Origin of the sequence: Halorussus salinisoli (assembly GCA_005239435.1) — an archaeon.
GTDB classification, from domain to species: Archaea; Halobacteriota; Halobacteria; order Halobacteriales; family Haladaptataceae; genus Halorussus; species Halorussus salinisoli.
This window is the reverse complement of sequence record SZNP01000009.1, coordinates 214,366-233,377: the sequence shown is the minus strand read 5'-3', so window position 1 is coordinate 233,377 and position 19,012 is coordinate 214,366. Positions and strand designations below refer to the sequence as shown.

At 67.2% G+C, this 19,012-nt stretch carries 18 protein-coding genes and 1 pseudogene; 5 read left to right on the top strand and 14 right to left on the bottom strand.

What is annotated here, in order from left to right; translation table 11 throughout:
• Positions 1–649, bottom strand: a pseudogene (locus E2484_RS22315) (BREX-5 system adenine-specific DNA-methyltransferase PglX); the annotation flags it as partial.
• Positions 650–811: 162 nt separating this feature from the next.
• Between E2484_RS22315 and E2484_RS22310 the strand changes: the two are divergent.
• Positions 812–1,033, top strand: coding sequence for a hypothetical protein (locus E2484_RS22310; protein WP_137287400.1), 222 nt, complete (start codon positions 812–814; stop codon positions 1,031–1,033).
• Positions 1,034–1,087: 54 nt separating this feature from the next.
• Here the strand turns inward: E2484_RS22310 and E2484_RS22305 are convergent, their stop codons facing one another.
• The 4 genes from E2484_RS22305 to cofD are packed head-to-tail and all read right to left on the bottom strand — an operon-like array spanning position 1,088 to position 4,358.
• Entirely contained in the window at positions 1,088–1,705 is a 618-nt protein-coding gene (locus E2484_RS22305; protein WP_137287399.1) for a DUF447 domain-containing protein, read from the bottom strand.
• Positions 1,702–2,559 carry a triphosphoribosyl-dephospho-CoA synthase gene (locus E2484_RS22300; RefSeq protein ID WP_137287398.1) on the bottom strand — a complete coding sequence of 286 codons (858 nt, stop codon included), beginning with the start codon at positions 2,557–2,559 and terminating at the stop codon, positions 1,702–1,704. Before E2484_RS22300 ends, E2484_RS22305 begins: the two co-directional genes overlap by 4 nt.
• Positions 2,556–3,347, bottom strand: a complete 792-nt coding sequence (locus tag E2484_RS22295; protein WP_137287397.1) for a tRNA-dihydrouridine synthase — start codon at positions 3,345–3,347, stop codon at positions 2,556–2,558. Before E2484_RS22295 ends, E2484_RS22300 begins: the two co-directional genes overlap by 4 nt.
• Entirely contained in the window at positions 3,348–4,358 is a 1,011-nt protein-coding gene (gene cofD / locus E2484_RS22290; RefSeq protein ID WP_137287396.1) for a 2-phospho-L-lactate transferase, read from the bottom strand.
• 215 nt (positions 4,359–4,573) lie between these two features.
• On the opposite strand from cofD, the gene E2484_RS22285 reads away from it, so the two are divergent.
• From E2484_RS22285 to E2484_RS22275, 3 genes are all read left to right on the top strand, one after another.
• The gene (locus E2484_RS22285) at positions 4,574–5,800 is read left to right on the top strand and encodes an HD domain-containing protein (RefSeq protein WP_137287395.1); all 1,227 of its coding nucleotides are present in this window, start codon (positions 4,574–4,576) and stop codon (positions 5,798–5,800) included.
• 309 nt (positions 5,801–6,109) lie between these two features.
• Positions 6,110–7,123: an amidohydrolase family protein gene (locus E2484_RS22280; RefSeq protein ID WP_137287394.1), complete on the top strand. Its 1,014-nt coding sequence runs from the start codon at positions 6,110–6,112 to the stop codon at positions 7,121–7,123.
• 352 nt (positions 7,124–7,475) lie between these two features.
• Positions 7,476–7,958 (top strand): universal stress protein, encoded by a 483-nt coding sequence (locus E2484_RS22275; protein WP_137287393.1) that lies wholly within the window; start codon positions 7,476–7,478, stop codon positions 7,956–7,958.
• A gap of 352 nt (positions 7,959–8,310) precedes the next feature.
• On the opposite strand, the gene E2484_RS22270 is transcribed toward E2484_RS22275, so the two are convergent.
• The 3 genes from E2484_RS22270 to E2484_RS22260 form a co-directional block, all read right to left on the bottom strand.
• On the bottom strand, positions 8,311–9,264 hold the full coding sequence (locus E2484_RS22270; RefSeq protein WP_137287392.1) for a biotin--[acetyl-CoA-carboxylase] ligase: 954 nt from the start codon (positions 9,262–9,264) through the stop codon (positions 8,311–8,313).
• 79 nt (positions 9,265–9,343) lie between these two features.
• The gene (locus E2484_RS22265) at positions 9,344–9,718 is read right to left on the bottom strand and encodes a DUF7522 family protein (protein ID WP_137287391.1); all 375 of its coding nucleotides are present in this window, start codon (positions 9,716–9,718) and stop codon (positions 9,344–9,346) included.
• Between the two features lie 66 nt (positions 9,719–9,784).
• Positions 9,785–11,623 carry an acetyl-CoA carboxylase biotin carboxylase subunit gene (locus E2484_RS22260; protein WP_137287390.1) on the bottom strand — a complete coding sequence of 613 codons (1,839 nt, stop codon included), beginning with the start codon at positions 11,621–11,623 and terminating at the stop codon, positions 9,785–9,787.
• 399 nt (positions 11,624–12,022) lie between these two features.
• Here E2484_RS22260 and E2484_RS22255 point away from each other — a divergent pair, with 399 nt between their 5' ends.
• Positions 12,023–12,865 (top strand): class I SAM-dependent methyltransferase, encoded by an 843-nt coding sequence (locus E2484_RS22255; protein WP_137287389.1) that lies wholly within the window; start codon positions 12,023–12,025, stop codon positions 12,863–12,865.
• A 151-nt stretch (positions 12,866–13,016) separates the two neighbouring features.
• Here E2484_RS22255 and E2484_RS22250 read toward each other — a convergent pair whose 3' ends face one another.
• From E2484_RS22250 to E2484_RS22225, 6 genes are all read right to left on the bottom strand, one after another.
• Positions 13,017–13,742 (bottom strand): glycerophosphodiester phosphodiesterase, encoded by a 726-nt coding sequence (locus E2484_RS22250; protein ID WP_137287388.1) that lies wholly within the window; start codon positions 13,740–13,742, stop codon positions 13,017–13,019.
• A gap of 94 nt (positions 13,743–13,836) precedes the next feature.
• Positions 13,837–14,529, bottom strand: coding sequence for an NTP transferase domain-containing protein (locus tag E2484_RS22245; RefSeq protein ID WP_137287387.1), 693 nt, complete (start codon positions 14,527–14,529; stop codon positions 13,837–13,839).
• Complete coding sequence (locus tag E2484_RS22240) at positions 14,517–15,473, bottom strand: CDP-glycerol glycerophosphotransferase family protein (RefSeq protein ID WP_321112973.1); 957 nt, start codon at positions 15,471–15,473, stop codon at positions 14,517–14,519. The genes E2484_RS22245 and E2484_RS22240 overlap by 13 nt, the downstream gene beginning before the upstream one ends.
• 221 nt (positions 15,474–15,694) lie before the next feature.
• A complete protein-coding gene (locus E2484_RS22235; RefSeq protein WP_394347941.1) occupies positions 15,695–16,030 on the bottom strand; it encodes a hypothetical protein in 336 nt (111 codons plus the stop codon).
• 2 nt (positions 16,031–16,032) lie between these two features.
• Positions 16,033–17,577, bottom strand: coding sequence for an acyl-CoA carboxylase subunit beta (locus tag E2484_RS22230; protein ID WP_137287385.1), 1,545 nt, complete (start codon positions 17,575–17,577; stop codon positions 16,033–16,035).
• A 94-nt stretch (positions 17,578–17,671) separates the two neighbouring features.
• On the bottom strand, positions 17,672–19,012 hold the full coding sequence (locus E2484_RS22225; protein ID WP_137287384.1) for a sodium-dependent transporter: 1,341 nt from the start codon (positions 19,010–19,012) through the stop codon (positions 17,672–17,674).

Below are 19,012 nucleotides of genomic sequence, written 5' to 3'. Positions count from 1 at the left end.
CGAGCGCCTCCACGACCGGCCGATTGTAGTACTCGTACACCCATCCGAGTACGTCGTCGGCCCGCCACACCGCGTCGGGCACCTCGTCGAGCATCCCGCACAACTCCTCGAAGGTGTCGTCGTCGGGGTCCACGAGACTGTAGACCGACGAGGCGTCGAACAGTATCTCTATCTCGTCGGCCAACTCGTCGCACTTGCGTCGGTAGGCCGCCAGAATCGCCTCGTCTTCGAGCAGGAACTCCTCGTGGACCAGCGTCTCGGCCGCGGGCGTCAGGCCGTTCTCCTTGAAGACGGTCACTTCCTCGTCTACGAATCCTCTGACTTCCATACACCGGAGGGCGGCCAGACGATTGACGATGGTGTAGCCGACGCCAGTGACGTACTGGTCGAACGCCTCGTCCCAGTCGTCGCCGTCTCCGACCTCCAACTCGATGGCCTCCGCGAGTCTCCGGGCGTCCTCGTCCACCGCGTCACCGGGTGCGCTCCCGTCGCCGAAGTCGTCGTCGGGAGCGTCGAGACCCTGCTGGACGAGTTGGAACTCGACGTTGTCCTCGCACCGCTCGCGCATGTCGGCGACGACGCCTTCGAGATGTTCGCGTTCCTCCTTGTCCAGTTGCGCCGTCCGGCCGGAGAGAGAGTCGCCTACCATAGGGTAATCGCGTGGTATCTCCGATTCGAAGGAGTGACTTCAATGTTGTTGAACGGTCCTCGCGCGCTGTCGAATCGAACACCGGGGTCGCGCCGCGTTCCGTTTCGACAGCCGGAATATCGGCGTTCCACCCTCTCTTCGTAAATATAATTACGATAGAATATGCACACCCAACCAGAAACTGTGCGCGGAACTGACCGAGAGACGGACGGAGATGCCGTCGATGGCGAAGCGTCCGACCGTACGTTCGAGAGCGAACTCGAAGAACTCGTACTTCGCGCGTTCGGCGATGGCAAGGAGATAGAGGGAGTCTGGGACCTCGAATACGACCCCGAGGAACTCCCCAACTGGACCGTCACCATCGACCGGAAAGACCGCATCTGAAGACCGCAAATGCAGTATCGAGTTCCGTAAATCGTACGGACGGCAACCGAGTGACTACCCCGATAGGTGGTCTCGGAGTCGGTCCATCGCCGCGCACACTCGGTCGTCGCCGCACTTTCTGGCGACTTCCTCGAAGTAGGCCAGTCGGTTTCTGAGTTCGGCCTCGTCGTAGGCATCTACGCCGAGTCGCGAGGCCGCCACGGTGGCTTCCACGACCGCGCCGAACCCCCGATTTATGGTCGGCACCGTCTCGCGCTCCACGCCCGAATTTCGGGGGTAGAGCTCCCACTCCTCCCACTCGGTGTCGCCCGACTCGCCCGAATCGGCCCGCTCGACTTCGACTTCGACCCACGCGTCGGCGGAGTCGAGGACGGGGCGCTCGACTTCGCGTATCGAGAGCGTGGCGTCCACGAAGTCGATGGGGTCGCGCGTGAACTGGACGTAGCCGCCGCCCTGCCGGTGGAAGTTCCGCCGGGTCCGGGTGTTGCCCCACGTCCGGGCGGTCACGGGTGCGTCGCCCGGCGCGTCTGCGTCCGCAGTCGAATCGGGCGCGTGGAGACCGAGCGCCGCGACGTTCCACAGGTCGTTCGGGCCGAGTGTGGTCACGACCGACTCGGTGACGCCGCGGAGTTCCACCGGCCAGTCGGCGTTCCGCTCGTCCGGGTCGCTCACACCGACACCTCCCCGCGGGCCAGCGCGACGAACAGTCCCGCCGCGGTGAGGTCGGCGGTCGTCCCCGGATTGATGCCGTCGGTCACCAGCGACTCCGCGAAGGCTTCGACCACCTCGGGACCGCCTTCGAGGGCTTCCTGGGCTCGGACGCGGACGCTCTCGGCGGTCTTCCGGCCGTGCTGTTTGGCGACGAGCGTGTCGGGTTCGCGCGCGAGCAGCTCGAGGTAGACCTGCGCGGCTATCGCCGAGACCGGGGCCGACTCCGCCAGTTCCGCGAGGCGGTCGGCCGCCCAGAAGGTGCGCTCGAACTCGCCGGTCCACTCGGCGGCCACGTCGTCCTCGTCGTCCCCGAGCGCCATCACGTCGTAGAGCGTGACGCCGCGTTCTTCGACCGCGGGAACCGCGTCGCTCCCCCGGCGGGTGTCCAGTTGCTCGGCGTCTTCGGGCGGGTCGTCCACGAACACGTCGGCGTGGTCGAACGCCCGGTAGAAGTTCGCGGCGTCCTCGACGGTGGTGTCTTCGACCACGCGTACGACTCCCTCCGGCGAGAGTTGGTCCGGCGCGTCGTCCCCATCAGCGGCGGCCCGGACGAGGGGCACCAGCAGGAGGAGCGCGCCGAACTGGGTGTTGCCGCCCTCCTGCTGGCTCATCCCGGCGACCGCCTGCTCGAAGGCCTCGCCGACCGGCGCGCCCTGCTCGGCCGCGCGCAGGCCCGGCCCTGCGCCGACCGCGCCCGCGAGGAAGTGGTCAAATCGGAGGTCCGGGAAGTCGCGCTCGCGGTCCACGTTGCCGGGCTTGGGCGTGCCCGACACCTCCAGCAGGAGCGCGAGTTGGGCGTTCTCGGCGGGCGTCATGCGTTCACCTCCGCGGAGGGTTCCGCACCGTCTCCGTCCTCGTCCGTCTCGCCGAACCACCCGTCTACCGCGGTCCGAACTCGCCGGAGGACTCGGGGGTCGTCGCTCGGCCTGCCGACGCTGACCGCGTCCGCGCCGTAGGCCAGATACTCCCTGACCGTAGTCTCGTCGCGGACGCCGTTGTTCGCTATCACGAACAGTTCCGTTTCGTCGGCGACTTCGGCCACCTCCGCGACCACGGCCTCGGAGTCCATCGCGTCGACGTGGACGGCGCCGCCGCCAGCGTCGCCAACCGTCCGGGCGACCGCTCGGAGGTCCACGTCGGGGAGTTCGGCGCGGACTTTCACGCTCACGTCTGCCCCCTCGCCCGCCGCGGCGGCGACCTGCTCGCGGAGACGGTCGGGGTCGCTCAAGAGGGCCTGTCCGGCCCCGGCGCGGCACATCTCGTCCTGTCGGCAGTGGGCGTTGAGTTCGAGTACGGCGTCGTGGTCGGCACAGACTGCGGCGACTTCGCGGAGCGGCGCGAGCGTCGTCGTCCGGACGTTGAACCCCGGCCGGAGGTCTGCGTCGGCGAGCGCGCCGAGTTGGCGGTCCACGAAGTCGATGGGGTCGTCGGGCAGGAACTCCTCGCGGTCGCGGGCGACCATCTCGCGGGCGGCCTCGCGGGTCGGGTCGTCCAGCGCGATGCCGCCGAGGAAGGCCGCGCCGGCGAACTCGTCGGCGGACGCCGCCCACTCGGCGTCGGACTGGCCGCTGAGGCTGGCGAGCGCGAGGCGGGGTTCGAACACTCAAATCACCTCCAGCGCGTCGGCGACCGCCCGGGCCACGCGCTCGGCGTCCGCGTCGTCGTTCATCTCGGTGTCGGTCCTGACGACGGGTCGGTCGAGTGCGGTACCGTCCTCGTCGTCCAGCACGAAGGCGTCGGCGAAGGGGTAGGCCTCCGCGACTCCCTCGGTCGAGGGGTCGAAGCCGACGCCTTCCATCAGGTCGGCCGCCGGGCCGGAGAACACCTCGTCCTCCACGAACGGCGAGACGGCGACGACCGTGGAGTCTTCGAGGGCCTCGCGGAGCCCCTCGACGGCGAGCATCGGACCGATGCTGGTAACGGGGTTCGAGGGGCCGACGATTACCGGGCCTTCCTCGATTGCGCCGAGGGCGGCCGGGGCCGGGTCGGCGTCGTCCCCGCCGCGGAACTCGACGTGGTCCACCTCGGGGTCGCCGCGGTGGGCCACCCAGAACTCCTGAAAGTGCATCTCGTCGGCGTACTCGTCGTCGCTCTCGGGCGTGTGGACGATGGAGGCCACCGGGTCGTCGCTCATCGGTACCACGTCCACGGGTACGTCGAAGGCGCCGGCGAGGATGCGCGTGACCTCGGTGAGACTCCGGCCCTCGTCGAGGAGACCGGTCCGGGTGACGTGGACCGCCCGGTCGCGGTCGCCCAGTTCCATGAACTCCGCGACGCCGGAGAAGCGCCGCCAGTCGGCAATCGCTCGGCCCGCGGTCTGTACCTCGTCGGGCAGGTAGCGCGGCCCGGTTTCGAGGTCTGCGGCCTCCGCGAGCGCGTGGAGTTCGTCGTGGGTCTCCGTCGTGTCGTCGGCGAGACCCCACCACGTCTCGCGGTCCAGCACGTCGCCCTGCTCGAACAGGACGGTGTCCACGTCGGGACAGACCAGCAGGCCGCCCAACTCCACGTCGTCGCCGGTGTTGGCGACCACGGTGGTCTCGGCCGGGTCGAAGACCGACTCCGCGCCCGCGAGGAGTTTGGGTGTCCCGGTTCCTCCGGAGAGAAACGTCGTCATATCCCGAGGTGCGTGCCCCGAGAGGTAAATGCTTGTGCTGTCTCGGTGTCGCCCGGTTTACCGAGTACACGCGTCGGTCTCTGATCCGTCTCGGCGAACGCTATCGAATAGATATATAATTGATTTGGTTTCCCATCGTTTCTCCCGACCACCGAACCTCGCCGCCTCCCGGCTACTCCCGGCGGTTTTTATACCAAGACGGCGAATCCCGGAATATGAAGACCATCAAGGACAGCGTCCACGACCACATCGAGGTCGAGGGCGTCGCGCGCGCCTTGTTCGACACGCCCGCGGTCCAGCGACTCCGGCGCATCAAGCAACTCGGCCCGGCCCATCTCGTCTACCCCTCGGCGAACCACACCCGGTTCGAACACAGTCTCGGCGTCTACTACCTCGCCTGCGAGGGACTCGACCACCTCGGGATTCAGGGCAGGCAGGCCGAGCGCGTCCGGGCGGCCGCCATGCTCCACGACATCGGCCACTGTCCGTACAGCCACGCCATCGAGGGGGTCGTCCACCGCCACACCGGGAAGTACCACGACGACGTTCACGAACTCCTCGGCGAGAGCGAGGTCGGCGACGTACTCCGCGACCACGGCCACGACCCCGACACCGTCGCGGACCTCATCGCCGGCGACGGGAAGCTGGGCCAACTCGTCTCGGGCGAACTCGACGTGGACCGGATGGACTACCTCGTGCGGGACGCCCACCACACCGGCGTCCCCTACGGCACCATCGACCACTCGCGCCTCGTGCGCGAGCTGACCCTCATCGACGGCGAACTCGTGCTGGCCGAGGGCAACGTCCCGACGGCCGAGAGCCTCCTGCTCGCGCGGGCGCTGATGAACCCCACCGTCTACAACCACCACGTCACGCGCATCGCTCGGGGCATCCTCCAGCAGGCCAGCGAGCGCCTCCTCGACGTGACCGACGTGACCGCCGAGCGACTCCGCCGGATGGACGACTACGACCTACTGGTCGCGTTCCGAGAGACCCCCGAGACCGCCGAGTACGCCCGGCGACTCAGCGACCGCGACCTCTTCAAGCGGGCGGTCTGGGCCGAGATGGACGACGTTCCCGAGGGCGTCATCGACGCCGACTACGAGACCCTGCGGGAGTACGAGGCCGACATCGCCGCCGAGGCGGAGGTCGACCCCGGCGAGGTCATCATCGAGGTACTCGACAGGCCGAGCATGACCGAATCCTCGACGCGAGTCATCGTCAACGGCGATATTCGACGCCTCGACCAGCAGTCGGCGCTGGTGTCGGCTCTGCGACACGTGCAGCGCGAGCAGTGGCGACTCGGCGTCTACGCGCCCGGCGAGGACACCGACGCGGTCGGCCACGCCGCCGAGCGAGTGCTGGGACTAGAGACCGACGGCGCGCTCGTCAGCGAGGTTCGGACCGCCGGTCAGCGCACGACGCTGGACGAGTTCGAGTAGGCTTTCGGTCCGTCTTCGGACGGTTTACGCCCGCTTCTCGGAGGCGGTATCGCCCGGACGCAACGCCGACGTGGAGTGGTCCCCCCGCGGACGACGATTTGACTCCGGAACCCGAACTCAACTCGTTCGAGACGCTCGACGAACTGTTGGCTTCCGACCGCCCACGGAACTCCGCACGAGTTTACGTCCGAGAGCAGCGGACACCAGTGCGACGAACGTGAAGTGATCTCCCGACTCGCGTCAAAAGCGAGGGTCCCGTCTCGCTACGAGATGGAGAGGTTGAAGACCCTCGCCGAAAGTCATTCCCATATGATAGTCGAGGGAACCGTCCTCCGCGGTCCCGACTTCGACCCCGTGGAAGGTAGGGTCGTGGTCGAGGACGGCGAGATTACGGCAATCGAGGAGGCCTCGGTCGAGTCCTCGAACGTCGTCCTTCCGGCGTTCGTGAACGCCCACACCCACATCGGTGACTCCATCGCCAAGGAGGCGGGCGGCGGCCTGAGTCTGGACGAACTAGTCGCGCCGCCCGACGGCCTGAAACACCGACTCCTGCGCGAGGCGTCTCGCGAGGAGAAGGTCGAGGCCATGCGTCGGTCGGTACGGTTCATGCAGAAGACCGGCACCGCCTCGTTTCTCGAATTCCGCGAGGGCGGTGTCGAAGGCGTCTACGCCCTTCGAGAGGCGGTCGAAGGACTGGACGTAGACCCCGTGATTCTGGGTCGGGAGACCACCGAAGCGATGGACGCCGGCGACGGGTTCGGTGCCAGCGGCGCGCGCGACGCCGACTTCTCGCGCGAGCGCAACGCCACCGCGCGCGCAGGCAAACTGTTCGGCATCCACGCGGGCGAGCGAGACGCCTCGGACATCAACCCCGCGCTCGACCTGGACCCCGATTTCCTCGTCCACATGGTCCACCCCGAACCGCTCCACCTCGACCGACTGGCCGACAGCGCGATTCCGGTCGCGGTCTGCCCGCGCTCGAACCTCGTGACCGGCGTCGGGGTCCCGCCGATCGCCGACCTCGCCGACCGGACCACCGTGGCGCTCGGCACCGACAACGTGATGCTCAACTCCCCGTCGATGTTCCGCGAGATGGAGTTCGCCGCCAAACTCGCCGACGTGAGTGCCCGGGAGGCCCTCCGGATGGCGACGGTCAACGGCGCGAAAATCGCGGGCCTCGACTACGGCGTGGTCGAGGAGGGTCGCCCGGCGAAACTCCTCGTGCTCGACGGCGACTCAGACAACCTCGCCGGAGCGCAGGACGTAGTTCGTGCGGTCGTTCGCCGCGCCGGGACCGGCGACGTGGCAGACGTAATCCTGTAACTCGAATATCGAATTGTTTCTTTAGGCTCTCTACTTCTTTCTTAAAGACAGGAAGACGTTTCTCCCCACCACGCATCTTCGACGACCGGGCCAGAATTTGCGCTCGGCGACCTCTCCCGCACGCGCTCGGTGACATAGACCACGGTTCGGGAGGACTGCAAGGGGCCGCCCGCTCGCGGTCACCCGAACGAAGCGAGTGTGGCTTCGGGAGCCGCGGGCCGTCCCCCGGTGGGCCGAAGGCCCGCGAGGGGACGGGGCTTTCTAAAACGAAACGACTGTTCCTCACGCTCGTTCTCGTGATACCGCACTGCAAACCCTTAAGTCGTGTGGGGTGTTATCATCCAACGGATAGATGTACGACCGGATACTCGTGCCGACCGACGGCTCGACAGAGACCGAGCGCGCGGTCGAACACGCCGCCGAACTGGCGGCCGAACACGGGGCACAGCTCCACGGCGTCTACGTCGTCAACTCGGCGACGTTCGCGGGACTGCCCATGGAGACCTCGTGGGAGGGCGTCGGCGACGTCCTCCGGGAGGAAGGGGAGACGGCGCTGGCCCGCGTCGAAGACATCGCCGAGGAGTACGGCGTCCAGGTCACGTCCAAACTCCTCAACGGGTCGCCGAGCAGGTGCATCGTGGAGTACGCCGAGGGCGAGGACTGCGACCTCGTGGTGATGGGCACCCACGGTAGGGGCGGCATCGACCGCCTACTCCTCGGGAGCGTCGCCGAGGGCGTCGTCCGGGCCTGCTCGGTCCCGGTGCTGACGGTGCAGGTCGGCGGCGAGGACGAACACTCGACCGAATCCGAAAACGAGCGCGCAGTCGCCGAGTAGTCGGTGAGGGAGCGTCGAGGAGCGGAGAACGCTAGCGACTGCTTGGGTCACGGAATTTTCGGACTACGAACAGACGAAAGACCAGCGAAGCTAGCGACTGCTCGGGCCACGGAGTAACCGCACGGCACCGCAACCACACAGCACCGCAACCGCAGGGCGCTGCAACCCCACGGCACCGTAACTGCGGACCTCACGCCTCCTCGGCCTCCTCGTTCACTCCCGCAGAGGTCGCGTCCGCACGCGCCGGGGTAGACGGTTACCATCGGGAACCCGTGTTTCTCGAGAACTCGCGTCCCTCGAAAGCGTACCTCGTCGGCCATCCCGTCGAATCGGCCGATTCGGCGGACCGGGTTCACACCGGCCGGAGGTGTTCGCAGTCGCCGGCGTGAACCCGAACCCGCTCGCCGTCGTCGGTCTCGACCACGAGCGCGCCGGGGAAGGCGACGTCGACGGCCTCGCCCACGACCGCCCCGGTGGCCGTGTCCACCCGAACGCGCTGGCCGAGCGTGGCCGACCGGTCGCGCCACGCCTCGACCGCTCGCTCGGGGTCGGCCCTGAGCGCGTCGAACGTCTCCAACAGACGCTGGACGAACACCCGGCGGTCTATCGCGCCGACTTCCTCCTGGACGCTGGTCGCGCCCTCGGGGAGGTCGTCGCCCGCGACGTTGACGTTCACGCCGACGCCGACCACGACCCACGAGACCCGGTCGGCCTCGCCCTCCATCTCGGTCAGGATTCCCGCGAGTTTTCGCCCGCCTCGTTCGGTCCCCTCCGCGTCGTCGCCCCCCACGAGCACGTCGTTCGGCCACTTGATCTCCGCGGGGACGCCCGCCTCGCGCGCCGCGTCCGTGGTCGCCACCGCGGCCGCGAGCGTGAGCGCGGGGACGTGGGCGGGCGGCAGGTCGGGCCGGAGGACCGCGCTCAGCCAGACTCCGCCGGGCGGGGCCGACCACTCCCGGTCGAGTCGGCCGCGACTTCCCGTCTGCTCGTCGGCCAGTACGACCACGTCCGCGGCACCCTCGTCGGCCAACTCGCGGGCGCGGTCGTTCGTGCTTCCGACCGCGTCGTGATACTCGATTTCGAAGGGGGCTTCCAGACCGAACTCGACCGCGGGACCGCCGTACTCCGGGACCGCTTCGAGGACGTAACCGCCGTCGCCGCTACCGATGTCGAAGCCCGCGTCCCGGAGCGCCTCGACGTGCTTCCAGACCGCGTTGCGCGAGACGCCGAGGCGGTCGGCGAGTTCCGGACCGGGCACGGGTCCGTCCGCTAAGGCGTCGAGGACGGCCCGGCGCGTTTCGTTCATACTCGGCGATAGGACCGAACAGAACAAGAAAGACGCGCTTCGGCCGGACCCCGACGACTACGGTCGGCGCGAAAATCGGTCACTTCAGGCCCGCGACGCCGAGACACTGCCCGATGAAGCTACTTTGAGCCAGAAACGTCTCCGTGTCGAGCGTCACCGCGATGCCTCGGCGCTCGTCGGCGACGAAGTGCATCTCGATGGCCTCCTCGAACACCCAGACCGTGCCGTTGAGGGGACCGCACCCGCGAAGGTCCTCTCGGATGCCCTGCTCGTAGGAGTCGGCCCAGAGGTCGGCGACGATGCTGTCTATGTCCTGCTCGGAGTGGGAGTCTACGTCCTCGCGGAGGTAGACGACCTCGTACCCGTCGGGATCGTGATAGATAACGCTCCGGAGGCCGTCGCCGACCTGTTCGCGCAGGAAGTCTGTGAGCCGATACGGGTAAACCTGCGACACGTGTAGGGGTTAGCCCCCGTACCGCAAGTGGATTGTGGCTACGTGTTCAGAGTGAATCTGCGTCCGTCACTCGATGACGACCAGCACGTCGCCCATGTCCACGCTGTCGCCCTCGCCGACCGCGACCTGGGTGACCGTGCCACTGCGAGAGGTGACCACGTCGTTCTCCATCTTCATCGCTTCCAGCACGCACACCACGTCGCCGGAGGCCACCTCGTCGCCCTCGGAGACGTTCACGTCGAGGATGGTGCCCTGCATCTCGGCGGTGACGCTCTCGCCCTCGCCGTCGGCCCCTGCGCCGGCGTCGTCGCTGTCGTCGCCGCCCGCGGGTCGGGGTTTCTGGCCGCCCTCGCCGCCCGCGTTCCCGGCGGGAATCGCGGCCGCGCCGCGCTCTTCGAGGTCTACCTCGAATCGCTTGCCGTTGACCTCGACCGTGAACTCGCGTTCGACGACCTCCTCGTCGTCGCTGGCCGTCGAGTCGGTCTCGGTGCCCCACTTCTCTTGAGCCTCTGCGATGCGTTCGGGGTCGAGCGTGTGGTCGAGGTACTTGGTCGTGTGCGTGCCCGCGACGAACGCCTCGTCGCCGAGCATCAGTCGGTGGAAGGGGACGATGGTCGGGATGCCCTCGATGTCGTACTCGGCGAGCGCGCGCTTGGAGCGAGCGATACACTCCTCGCGGTCGGCCCCGTGGACGATGAGTTTCGCGATCATCGAGTCGTAGTCGGTCACGAGGTCGTCGCCCTGCCGGAGCGCGTCGTCTACCCGCACCCCGATGCCGCCCGGCGGGTCGTAGGTCGTGAGTTTGCCGCCGGTCGCGGGCGCGAAGTCGTCTGCGGCGTTCTCGGCGTTGATGCGGAACTCCATCGCGTGGCCTTCGAGTTCGACCTCGTCCTGTTCGAAGCCCAACTCCTCGTCGGCCGCGACCCGAATCTGGGACTTCACGATGTCGATGTCGGTGAGTTCCTCGGTGACGGTGTGCTCGACCTGAATCCGGGTGTTGACTTCGAGGAAGTAGAAGTTCGCGTCCGGGCCGAGGAGTTCGCCGTCCCCGCGGTCTTCGTCTTCTTCCACGAGGAACTCGAAGGTCCCCGCGTTGTAGTAGCCCGCGGCGTCCGCGCCTCGCCGGGCGGCCTCGGCTATCTGCTCGCGGAGTTCGTCGGTCAGCGCCGGGGACGGTCCTTCCTCGATGACCTTCTGGTGGCGGCGTTGGAGCGAACAGTCGCGTTCGCCGAGATGTCGGACGTTACCGTGATGGTCGGCGATGATCTGGACCTCGATGTGGCGCGGATTTTCGAGGTAGCGTTCGAGGTAGACGTTGTCGTTGTCGAAGTACGCCTCGCCCTCGCGCTTGGCGGATTCGAGTTGGTCTTCGGCCTCCTCGGCGCTCCGGACGACCTTCATCCCGCGCCCGCCACCGCCGCCCTCGGCCTTGATGGCGATGGGGTAGCCGTGTTCGTCGCCGAACTCCTCGACCTCCGCTGGGTCCTCCACTGGGTCGGTCGTGCCGGGGACGATGGGCACGTCGGCCTCGCGCATCGTCTTGCGGGCGTGGGTCTTCTCGCCGAGTTGTTGCATGGAGTCGGCGTTCGGGCCGATCCACTCGACGCCCTCGGTGTCTTCGACCTTACCCGCGAACTCGGCGTTCTCCGCGAGGAAGCCGTAGCCGGGGTGGATGGCGTCGGCGTCGGCCTTCTTCGCGGTGTCGATGACCGCCTCGTGGTCGAGGTACGAGTCGGCCGCGCGGGCCGGACCGACGTTGTACGCCTCGTCGGCGTACCGGACGTGGCCCGAGTCTTTGTCCGCCTCGCTGTAGACGGCGACGGTGTCGATACCCAACTCCTCGCAGGCCCGCATCACGCGGACCGCGATTTCGCCGCGGTTGGCGACGAGTACCTTGTCGAACATTCTTGGCGGCAAATATTCGGGTGGGATACCTCATTCTGTCGGTTCTAAGTGGAGGCGTCGCGGGCTCGTCTACTTTCCAGGTCGATTCGGTTGACGAGACGAAACAGCGCGCCAGACCTTCTTCCGAGTTCGTGGACCGTTGCAAACCGCAGACTCTGCGGATTTTCCTACATCTGAAGTTCCGCTGATTCTCCACTCCTGAAGTTCCGCGGACGTTCTCGACCCCCGGACGCGCCGTACTCGGGCCCGGCCGCATGCGGTGCGGTCGCGGCCGAGGCACGTACAAGCGGGGAGGGACGGGGCGAAGTTGCGGTGCGGAGTGGCGTGATACCTCACTACACACCTCGCTAACGTTTAACCGCCAACCGACAGAATTCCGACTCGAACGAGAGTCCCGACATGACCGACGAGCCAGATATGGATCCCCGAGAGTACTACGACGAGTTCGGCGAGCGCGAGTGGGAACGCCTCGACCGCGACCCCGTGACCCGGATGGAGTTCGAGAACACGACCGACTACCTCGCCGAACACCTGCCCGACGCGGAGACCCGCGCCGTGCGCGTCCTCGACGCCGGAGGCGGTGCGGGCCGGTACGCGCTGTGGCTGGCCGAACAGGGATACGACGTGACGCTCGCGGACCTCAGCGCCGAGCAGGTCCGCATCGCCCGCGAGAAAGCCGCCGAGCGCGGGGTCGGCGAGCGCGTCACGGCCGAGCAGGCCGACCTGCGCGAGCTGCCCTTCGAGTCCGACCGGTTCGACGCGGTGTGCTGTCTCGGCGGCCCCCTCAGCCACGTCGTGGACGCCGACGAGCGCGCGACCGCCATGGCCGAACTCCGGCGGGTGGCGACGTCGCAAGCGCCCGTCTTCGTCTCGGTCATCGGTCGCTTCGCCATGCTTCGTGACATTCTGAAGTCGAACCTCGACGACGCCCACGGCCTCCTCGCACCCATCACGGCCGACGGCGACTACACCGCCGAGCGCGTCGCAGAACACGCCGACGGCGAGGGGTGGGCCGAGTGCCACGGCTTCCGAGCCGACGAGTTCGAGCGCGAACTGGAGGCCGCGGGGTTCGAGGTCGAGACGCTGGTCGGTCTGGAGAACGTCGCCAACCGGATGAAACGGGAGTTAGAAGCGGCCGACGAGGAGGCCGTCGCGGACGTGCGCGAGGTCGTCCGGACGCTCCGAGAGGACCGAACTGCGGTGGACTTCTCGGAGCACATGCTGGCGGTCTGTCGGGCTTGAGAAACGTATATACTTCCGAAATAGGTAGAAACGATTGTTTTAGAATCGTAAAAGTGTCTCTTCCGCGTCGTCAATCGGTCCGAATCAGTTCCCGGACCGAGCAACGGTTCGGCGCTCGACCGGCCAAACGACCAGTTCGGCGCTCGGCGGGTCAGTCCGCGGCGGCCGCCCCGTCCTCGACGTCCGCCTCGGTCTCGACTTCGACACCGCCGAGCGTCCAACTGTCTGCGGTCGCGCCGTCTACGCCGACCTCGCGGAGGTCCTCGCAGGTCGCGGCGTCGTCCACGCCCCACGCGATTACGTCCATGCCTTCGGCGTAGGCGCGGTCGGCCACGTCGGTCTCGATGCAGAGTTCGGCGTGCGGGTGGAGGTACTCGCAGTCGAGGTCGAGGGCGGTTTCGAGACCGGTCTCGACGCCCGTATCCGAACCGAACAGGTAGCCCAGCGAGGCGTCGGGGTCGGCCTCGCGGACATCGGCCAACGCCTCGGGGCGGAAGGAGGTGAATCGCACGTTTCCGCCGACGTCGGCGTCGGCGACGACCGACACCGCGTCCGCGCCGATACCGGTCTCTTTCAGTTCGACCTGCACGTTCACGTCCGCGGGCACCGCGGCCAGTGCTTCCGAGAGCAGGGGGACGCCCTCGCCGGAGTCAAGGACCTCCAGTTCGCGGAGGTCGGCCCGGTCGAGGTCTGCGACCGACCCGGTTCCGTCGGTCACTCTGTCTACCGTTTCGTCGTGGAAAACGACCAGTTCGCCGGAGCGACACCGGCGCACGTCCATCTCGACTGCGGGGAGGCGTCGAGAAGCGTGTTCGACTGCGTGGAGGGTGTTTTCGGGGTACTCGTCGGCACACCCGCGATGGGCGATGAGGTCCATTCCTTGCCGGGGAGCATCACCACTACGTCATAAACCCTTCCTTCCTCGTTCGGGTACACATCCTCTGTCACTCGTCAAAGGGCCACGTCCCTCGTCAGGGAGCCACGTCCCACTCGGTCTGTCCGGCGAGGAGCGGTTGCTCGCGGGCGGTTTCGAGGTCCTCGGGGCGGTTGATTTCGAGGTGGGACTCGGAGGGAACCACGACGCGCTTGGTCGGGGTTTCGGGGTAGACGTGCGGATACCAGTCTTCGCAGTTTCGGTCGAGTACGTCCATCGCTTCCTCGCGGTGGCGACGACTGAGGACGCCGACCCCGGCGTGGCGGTGGCCCGGAATCATCCCGTACTCGACGACGTTGCCCGCGTCGTCGCACCGAATCGCGGTGTGTTCGGTCTGGACGCCCGGCAGACAGCCGACGACGTTGTACGCGCCGCCGAGCGCCTCGTAGCGCCGAACGAGTCGGCCGACCACCGAGGGCGAGAGGACGATATCGCCATTGAGCACGAGTACGTCGTCGTCGATGCCTGCGAGTGCACGTCGGAGCGACTCGGCGTTGTCGTACTCGTACCAGTGGTCCAGCACCACCGTCTCGGCCGACGAGAGGTGTTCGCGGGCGTTCTCGGCCTCGTAGCCGAGAACAACCGTCACGCCATCGACTTGGTCGGCGATTGCCTCGCGCTGGCGCTCGTACAGCGTCTTGCCCTCGACTTCGATGAACGCCTTTGGCACGTCCTCGGTCGCGTCACCCATCCGGCTTCCGCGACCCGCCGCGAGGATTACTGCGCGCATGCCGTCACCTCCGCGGCGGCCCGCTCACCGGCCCTGCCGTCCATCGGAATGCCCAGCGTCTCCCGGAAGGACGCCTCGCGCTCGGCCACCGTCTCGGAGTAACCGCGCTCGTAGAGCGCGTCGAGCAGGTCGGCGTCGAACTCCGCGCCGGTCGTTACGCACCCGATTTCGGGCACCTCGTTGTCCTCTGCCGCGATGTCGGCGAACTGGACCAGCGGTCGTTCCGTGTGAAGCCACTCGGACACGATGCCCGAGTAGTCGGATATCAGCACGTCGGACTCCAGCATGCTCGCCTTGGGCGTCTCGTTTTCGTCGAACGCCACGTTGGGCATTTCGGCGATTCGGCCCCGGCACTCCTCGGTCAGCGACTTGCCGGGCTCCTCCTTGCGGTCCATCGGATGCGGTCGGAACAGGAGTTCGTAGTCGGTCCCCTCGACCGCGTCGAGAACGTCGTGGGCCGTGTTCAGGTACGACCCGCCGCCGTAGTTGTGATTGGTCGGCGCGTACAGCACTCGCTTCTCTCGGGGCGGGTCGGCCGCCACGAGGTCGTCGGCCTCCGGAATCCCGACGACCGACACCTCGGCGTCCGCGGGCAGGTCGGTCTCGTACCTATTCGCCCATCGGTCGCCCGGCGCGAGCGCCACGTCGATGGCGTGCCCGGCGGACGCCGCGGTCACGTCGATTTCCCCGCGACCGACGGACGCGCCGTGGCGGACGTGAACCAGCGGATACTCCTCGTGGAACTCGACTTCGTCGATTCGGAATCGGTGGTTGTACGCCACCACGTCGGGGTCGATTCGGCGGACGTGCCGGTCGATGGCCGACAGCTCCTCGACCTCGATTTCGGGAATCGAGTCCGAGCAGCCGACCGCCTCGGGGCGAACCGGAACGTAGGCCGAATCGCCGTCTACGTGCCGGTCTATCGCCTCGAACGTTTTCCGCATGAATCTCCGCTCCATAACGTAAAGTACCCTCACCATTGACAAACCCTCCCACGGCTATCGGCGCTAAAAATCGAGAGATACCTCACGAATCGAAGGTACCCCGCCGTAGCCAGTAGCTATCAATAGTACTCCCTACTGCTACTTAGACGTAACCCCCAGAACTCCGACAAATTGCCCGAAAGCGGCCGGTTCGAGGTCGATTCGAAAGCGTCGAGTCCGTCTCAGAACCTGTCTGTCCGGCCCGAGGCGGCCCACGCGTCCGTGGGTGCGCTCGTGGGAACGCGGCCCGCGCGGCCCTGCAACCCGCGCAAGCGACCCGCGAACGACCACCGCTTGCCCTGCCACGATTCCTCGGCGTCGCGCTCCGCGGCGGCGGCCGCGGCTTCCTGGGACCGGAGGTGGGCACCGACCGCCGCGGCGATGGCGGCGGCCTCCTCGTCGGTGGCGTCGTCCGGGATGGCGAGGTCGGCGTCTGCGAGCGCTCCGAGGTCGGCCGGGTCGCCGGACTCGGCGTCGGCGTCCGACTCCTCGCGCTCTTCGGAGTGTGGCGTCGCCATGGTCAGAGCGGGATGTTCCCGTGTTTCTTGTCGGGTTGCTCGTCGCGCTTGCTGGCGAGCATTTCGAGGTCGTCGATGAGGCGCGGTCGGGTGTCCTGCGGTTCGAGCACGTCGTCCACGAATCCGCGGTCGGCCGCGGTGTAGGGGTTGGCGAACTCGGTGCGGTACTCGTCGATGAGTTCCTGTCGCCGGGACTCGGTGTCCTCGGCCTCGTCGAGTTCGTCGTCGTAGAGGATGTTGACCGCGCCCTTCGGCCCCATCACCGCGATCTCGGCGGTCGGCCACGCGTAGTTCACGTCCGCGCCGATGTGCTTGGACGCCATCACGTCGTAGGCCCCGCCGTAGGCCTTCCGGGTGATGACCGTCATCAGGGGAACGGTGGCCTCGGAGTAGGCGTACAGCAGTTTCGCGCCGTGGCGAATGATGCCGCCGTGTTCCTGGTCGGTGCCGGGCATGAAACCGGGCACGTCCACGAACGTCAGAATCGGGATGTTGAACGAGTCGCAGAACCGGACGAACCGCGCGCCCTTCTCGGAGGACTCGATGTCTAGCGTCCCGGCGTTGACCCGGGGCTGGTTGGCGACGATGCCGACCGACCGGCCGTCGAGTCGGGCGAAGCCAATGACGATGTTCTTGGCGTAGCCCTCCTGTACCTCGAAGAACGAATCCTCGTCTACCACGCCGTCGATGACCCGCGTCATGTCGTAGGGCTTCTTGGGCTGGTCGGGCACGATGGACTTGAGTTCCTCGTCGCGGCGCTCGGGGTCGTCCCACGGTTCGACCCGCGGCGGGTCCTCGACGTTGTTCTGGGGGACGTACGACAGCAGGCGTCGAATGTCGTCTAACGCCTCCTCCTCGTCCTTCTCGGCGAAGTGAGCGACCCCGGAGGTCGATTCGTGGGTCTTCGCGCCGCCCAACTCCTCGAAGGTGACTTCCTCGCCCGTGACCGTCTCGATGACGTCCGGGCCGGTGATGAACATGTGGCTGGTGTCCTGCACCATGAAGATGAAGTCCGTGATGGCGGGCGAGTAGACCGCGCCGCCGGCGCACGGTCCCATGATGGCCGAAATCTGCGGGATAACGCCGGACGCCTCGGTGTTTCGCCGGAAGATTTCGGCGTAGCCGGCGAGCGAGGCGACGCCCTCCTGAATCCGCGCTCCGGCCGAGTCGTTGAGACCGACGACGGGCGCACCGACTTCCATCGCCTTGTCCATCACCTTGCAGACCTTCTCGGCGAACACCTCGCCGAGCGACCCGCCGAAGACGGTGAAGTCGTGGGCGAAGACGAACACCTTTCGGCCGTTGACCTCGCCGTAGCCAGTCACCACGCCGTCGCCTTTGATCTGCTTTTCCTCCATCCCGAAGTTGTGACTTCGGTGGGTGCGAAGCTGGTCGAACTCGTTGAACGTGTCGTCGTCGAGGAAGTAGTCGATGCGCTCGCGCGCGGTCATCTTCCCCCTGTCGTGCTGTGATTCGATGCGGTCCTCACCGCCGCCTTTCAGGGCTTCCTCGCGCAACTCGCGGAGTTCTTCTACCTTGTCTTCCATCGTCATAGTCGTCGAACCCTCCGATGGCTACTCATTGAGCGTTTTGAGAACTACGGGCGGGAAAAGGTTTCCTAAAAGAGAGTTGGTCGTGGACTCAGCCCAAGATGGACACCCCGGCGAGCGCCAGCAGGTTCACCGCGAGCGTCCCGAGCAGGAACAGCGGCAGAATCGTCCTGACCGACCAGAGCCAGGCCGGGCCGAGCGACTGGACGCGCGACCCCGCGCCGGTCGAGAACTCGGCCACGGCGTCCTTGCCGAGGACCCACCCGACGAAGACGAGGAAGCCCGCGAGTCCCGCGGTCAGCATCAGGTCCACGAGCGTGCTCGCCACGAAGTCGAACAGCGCCGGATTCAGCGCGTTCGCGCTCCCCGTCAGCAGGACGAGACCCGCCAGTGCGCCGGTCGCGGTCCGGCGCTCCAGGTCGTGTTCGTCCACGAGGTAGGCCACCGGAATTTCGAGCATGCTGATGGACGACGACAGCGCCGCGAGGACGATGACGCCGAAGAACGCGATCGCGAGCACCTGACCGAAGGGAACCTGCGTGAACGCACCTGCGAGGCTGACGAACAGCGCGCCGGGACCGCCGCCGGACGCCGCCGGCCCGGTCAACTCGCCGACCGTGGCGAACAGGAGCGGGAAGACGACGAACCCCGCGAGGACGCCGACGCCGGTGTTCAGCACCGCGATGATGCTCCCGTCGAACGCGAGGTTGTGGTCGTCGCCCAGATACGAGGCGTAGGTAATCATCGTGCCGACGCCGAGCGAGAGGGTGAACAGCGCCTGTCCCGCCGCGGCACCCAACACGTCGAAGAAGTTGGCTCGGAGGTAGGCCGCGTCGAAGTCGAGGTAGAACGACAGGCCCGCGTCCGCGCCAGTGCGCGTGGTCGCCCACGCTGCGAGCGCGACCAGCAGGACGACGATGGCGGGCATCATCACCTTCGTCGCCTTCTCGATACCGTCTCTGACCCCGCCCAGTACGACGAGCGACGTGAGGCCGAGGAACGCGACGTGGAAGCCGACCGCCGGGAGACCGAAGTTGATGGACCCGAAGTACGCGCCCGGCGACCCGAAGTACCCTCCGGTGAAACTGGCGAGGAAGTATCGGAGAATCCACCCGCCGACCACGCTGTAGAACGACAGCAGGACGACGGCGGTCACGACGCCGAACAGGCCGACCGCGCCCCACGACTTCGACCCGGAGAGTCGGAAGAGCGCGCCCGCGGGGTTGCGCTGGGAGCGCCGCCCGATGACGAACTCCGCGAGCAGGCCGGGCACGCCGATCAGCAGGATGATTGCGAGATACACGACCAGAAAGGCGCTTCCGCCGTTCTCGGCCGTCATCCACGGGAAGCGCCAGACGTTACCTAAGCCGACGGCGCTTCCGACTGCGGCGAGAATGAAGCCGAGTCGAGTGCGCCACGATTCGCGTGTCAT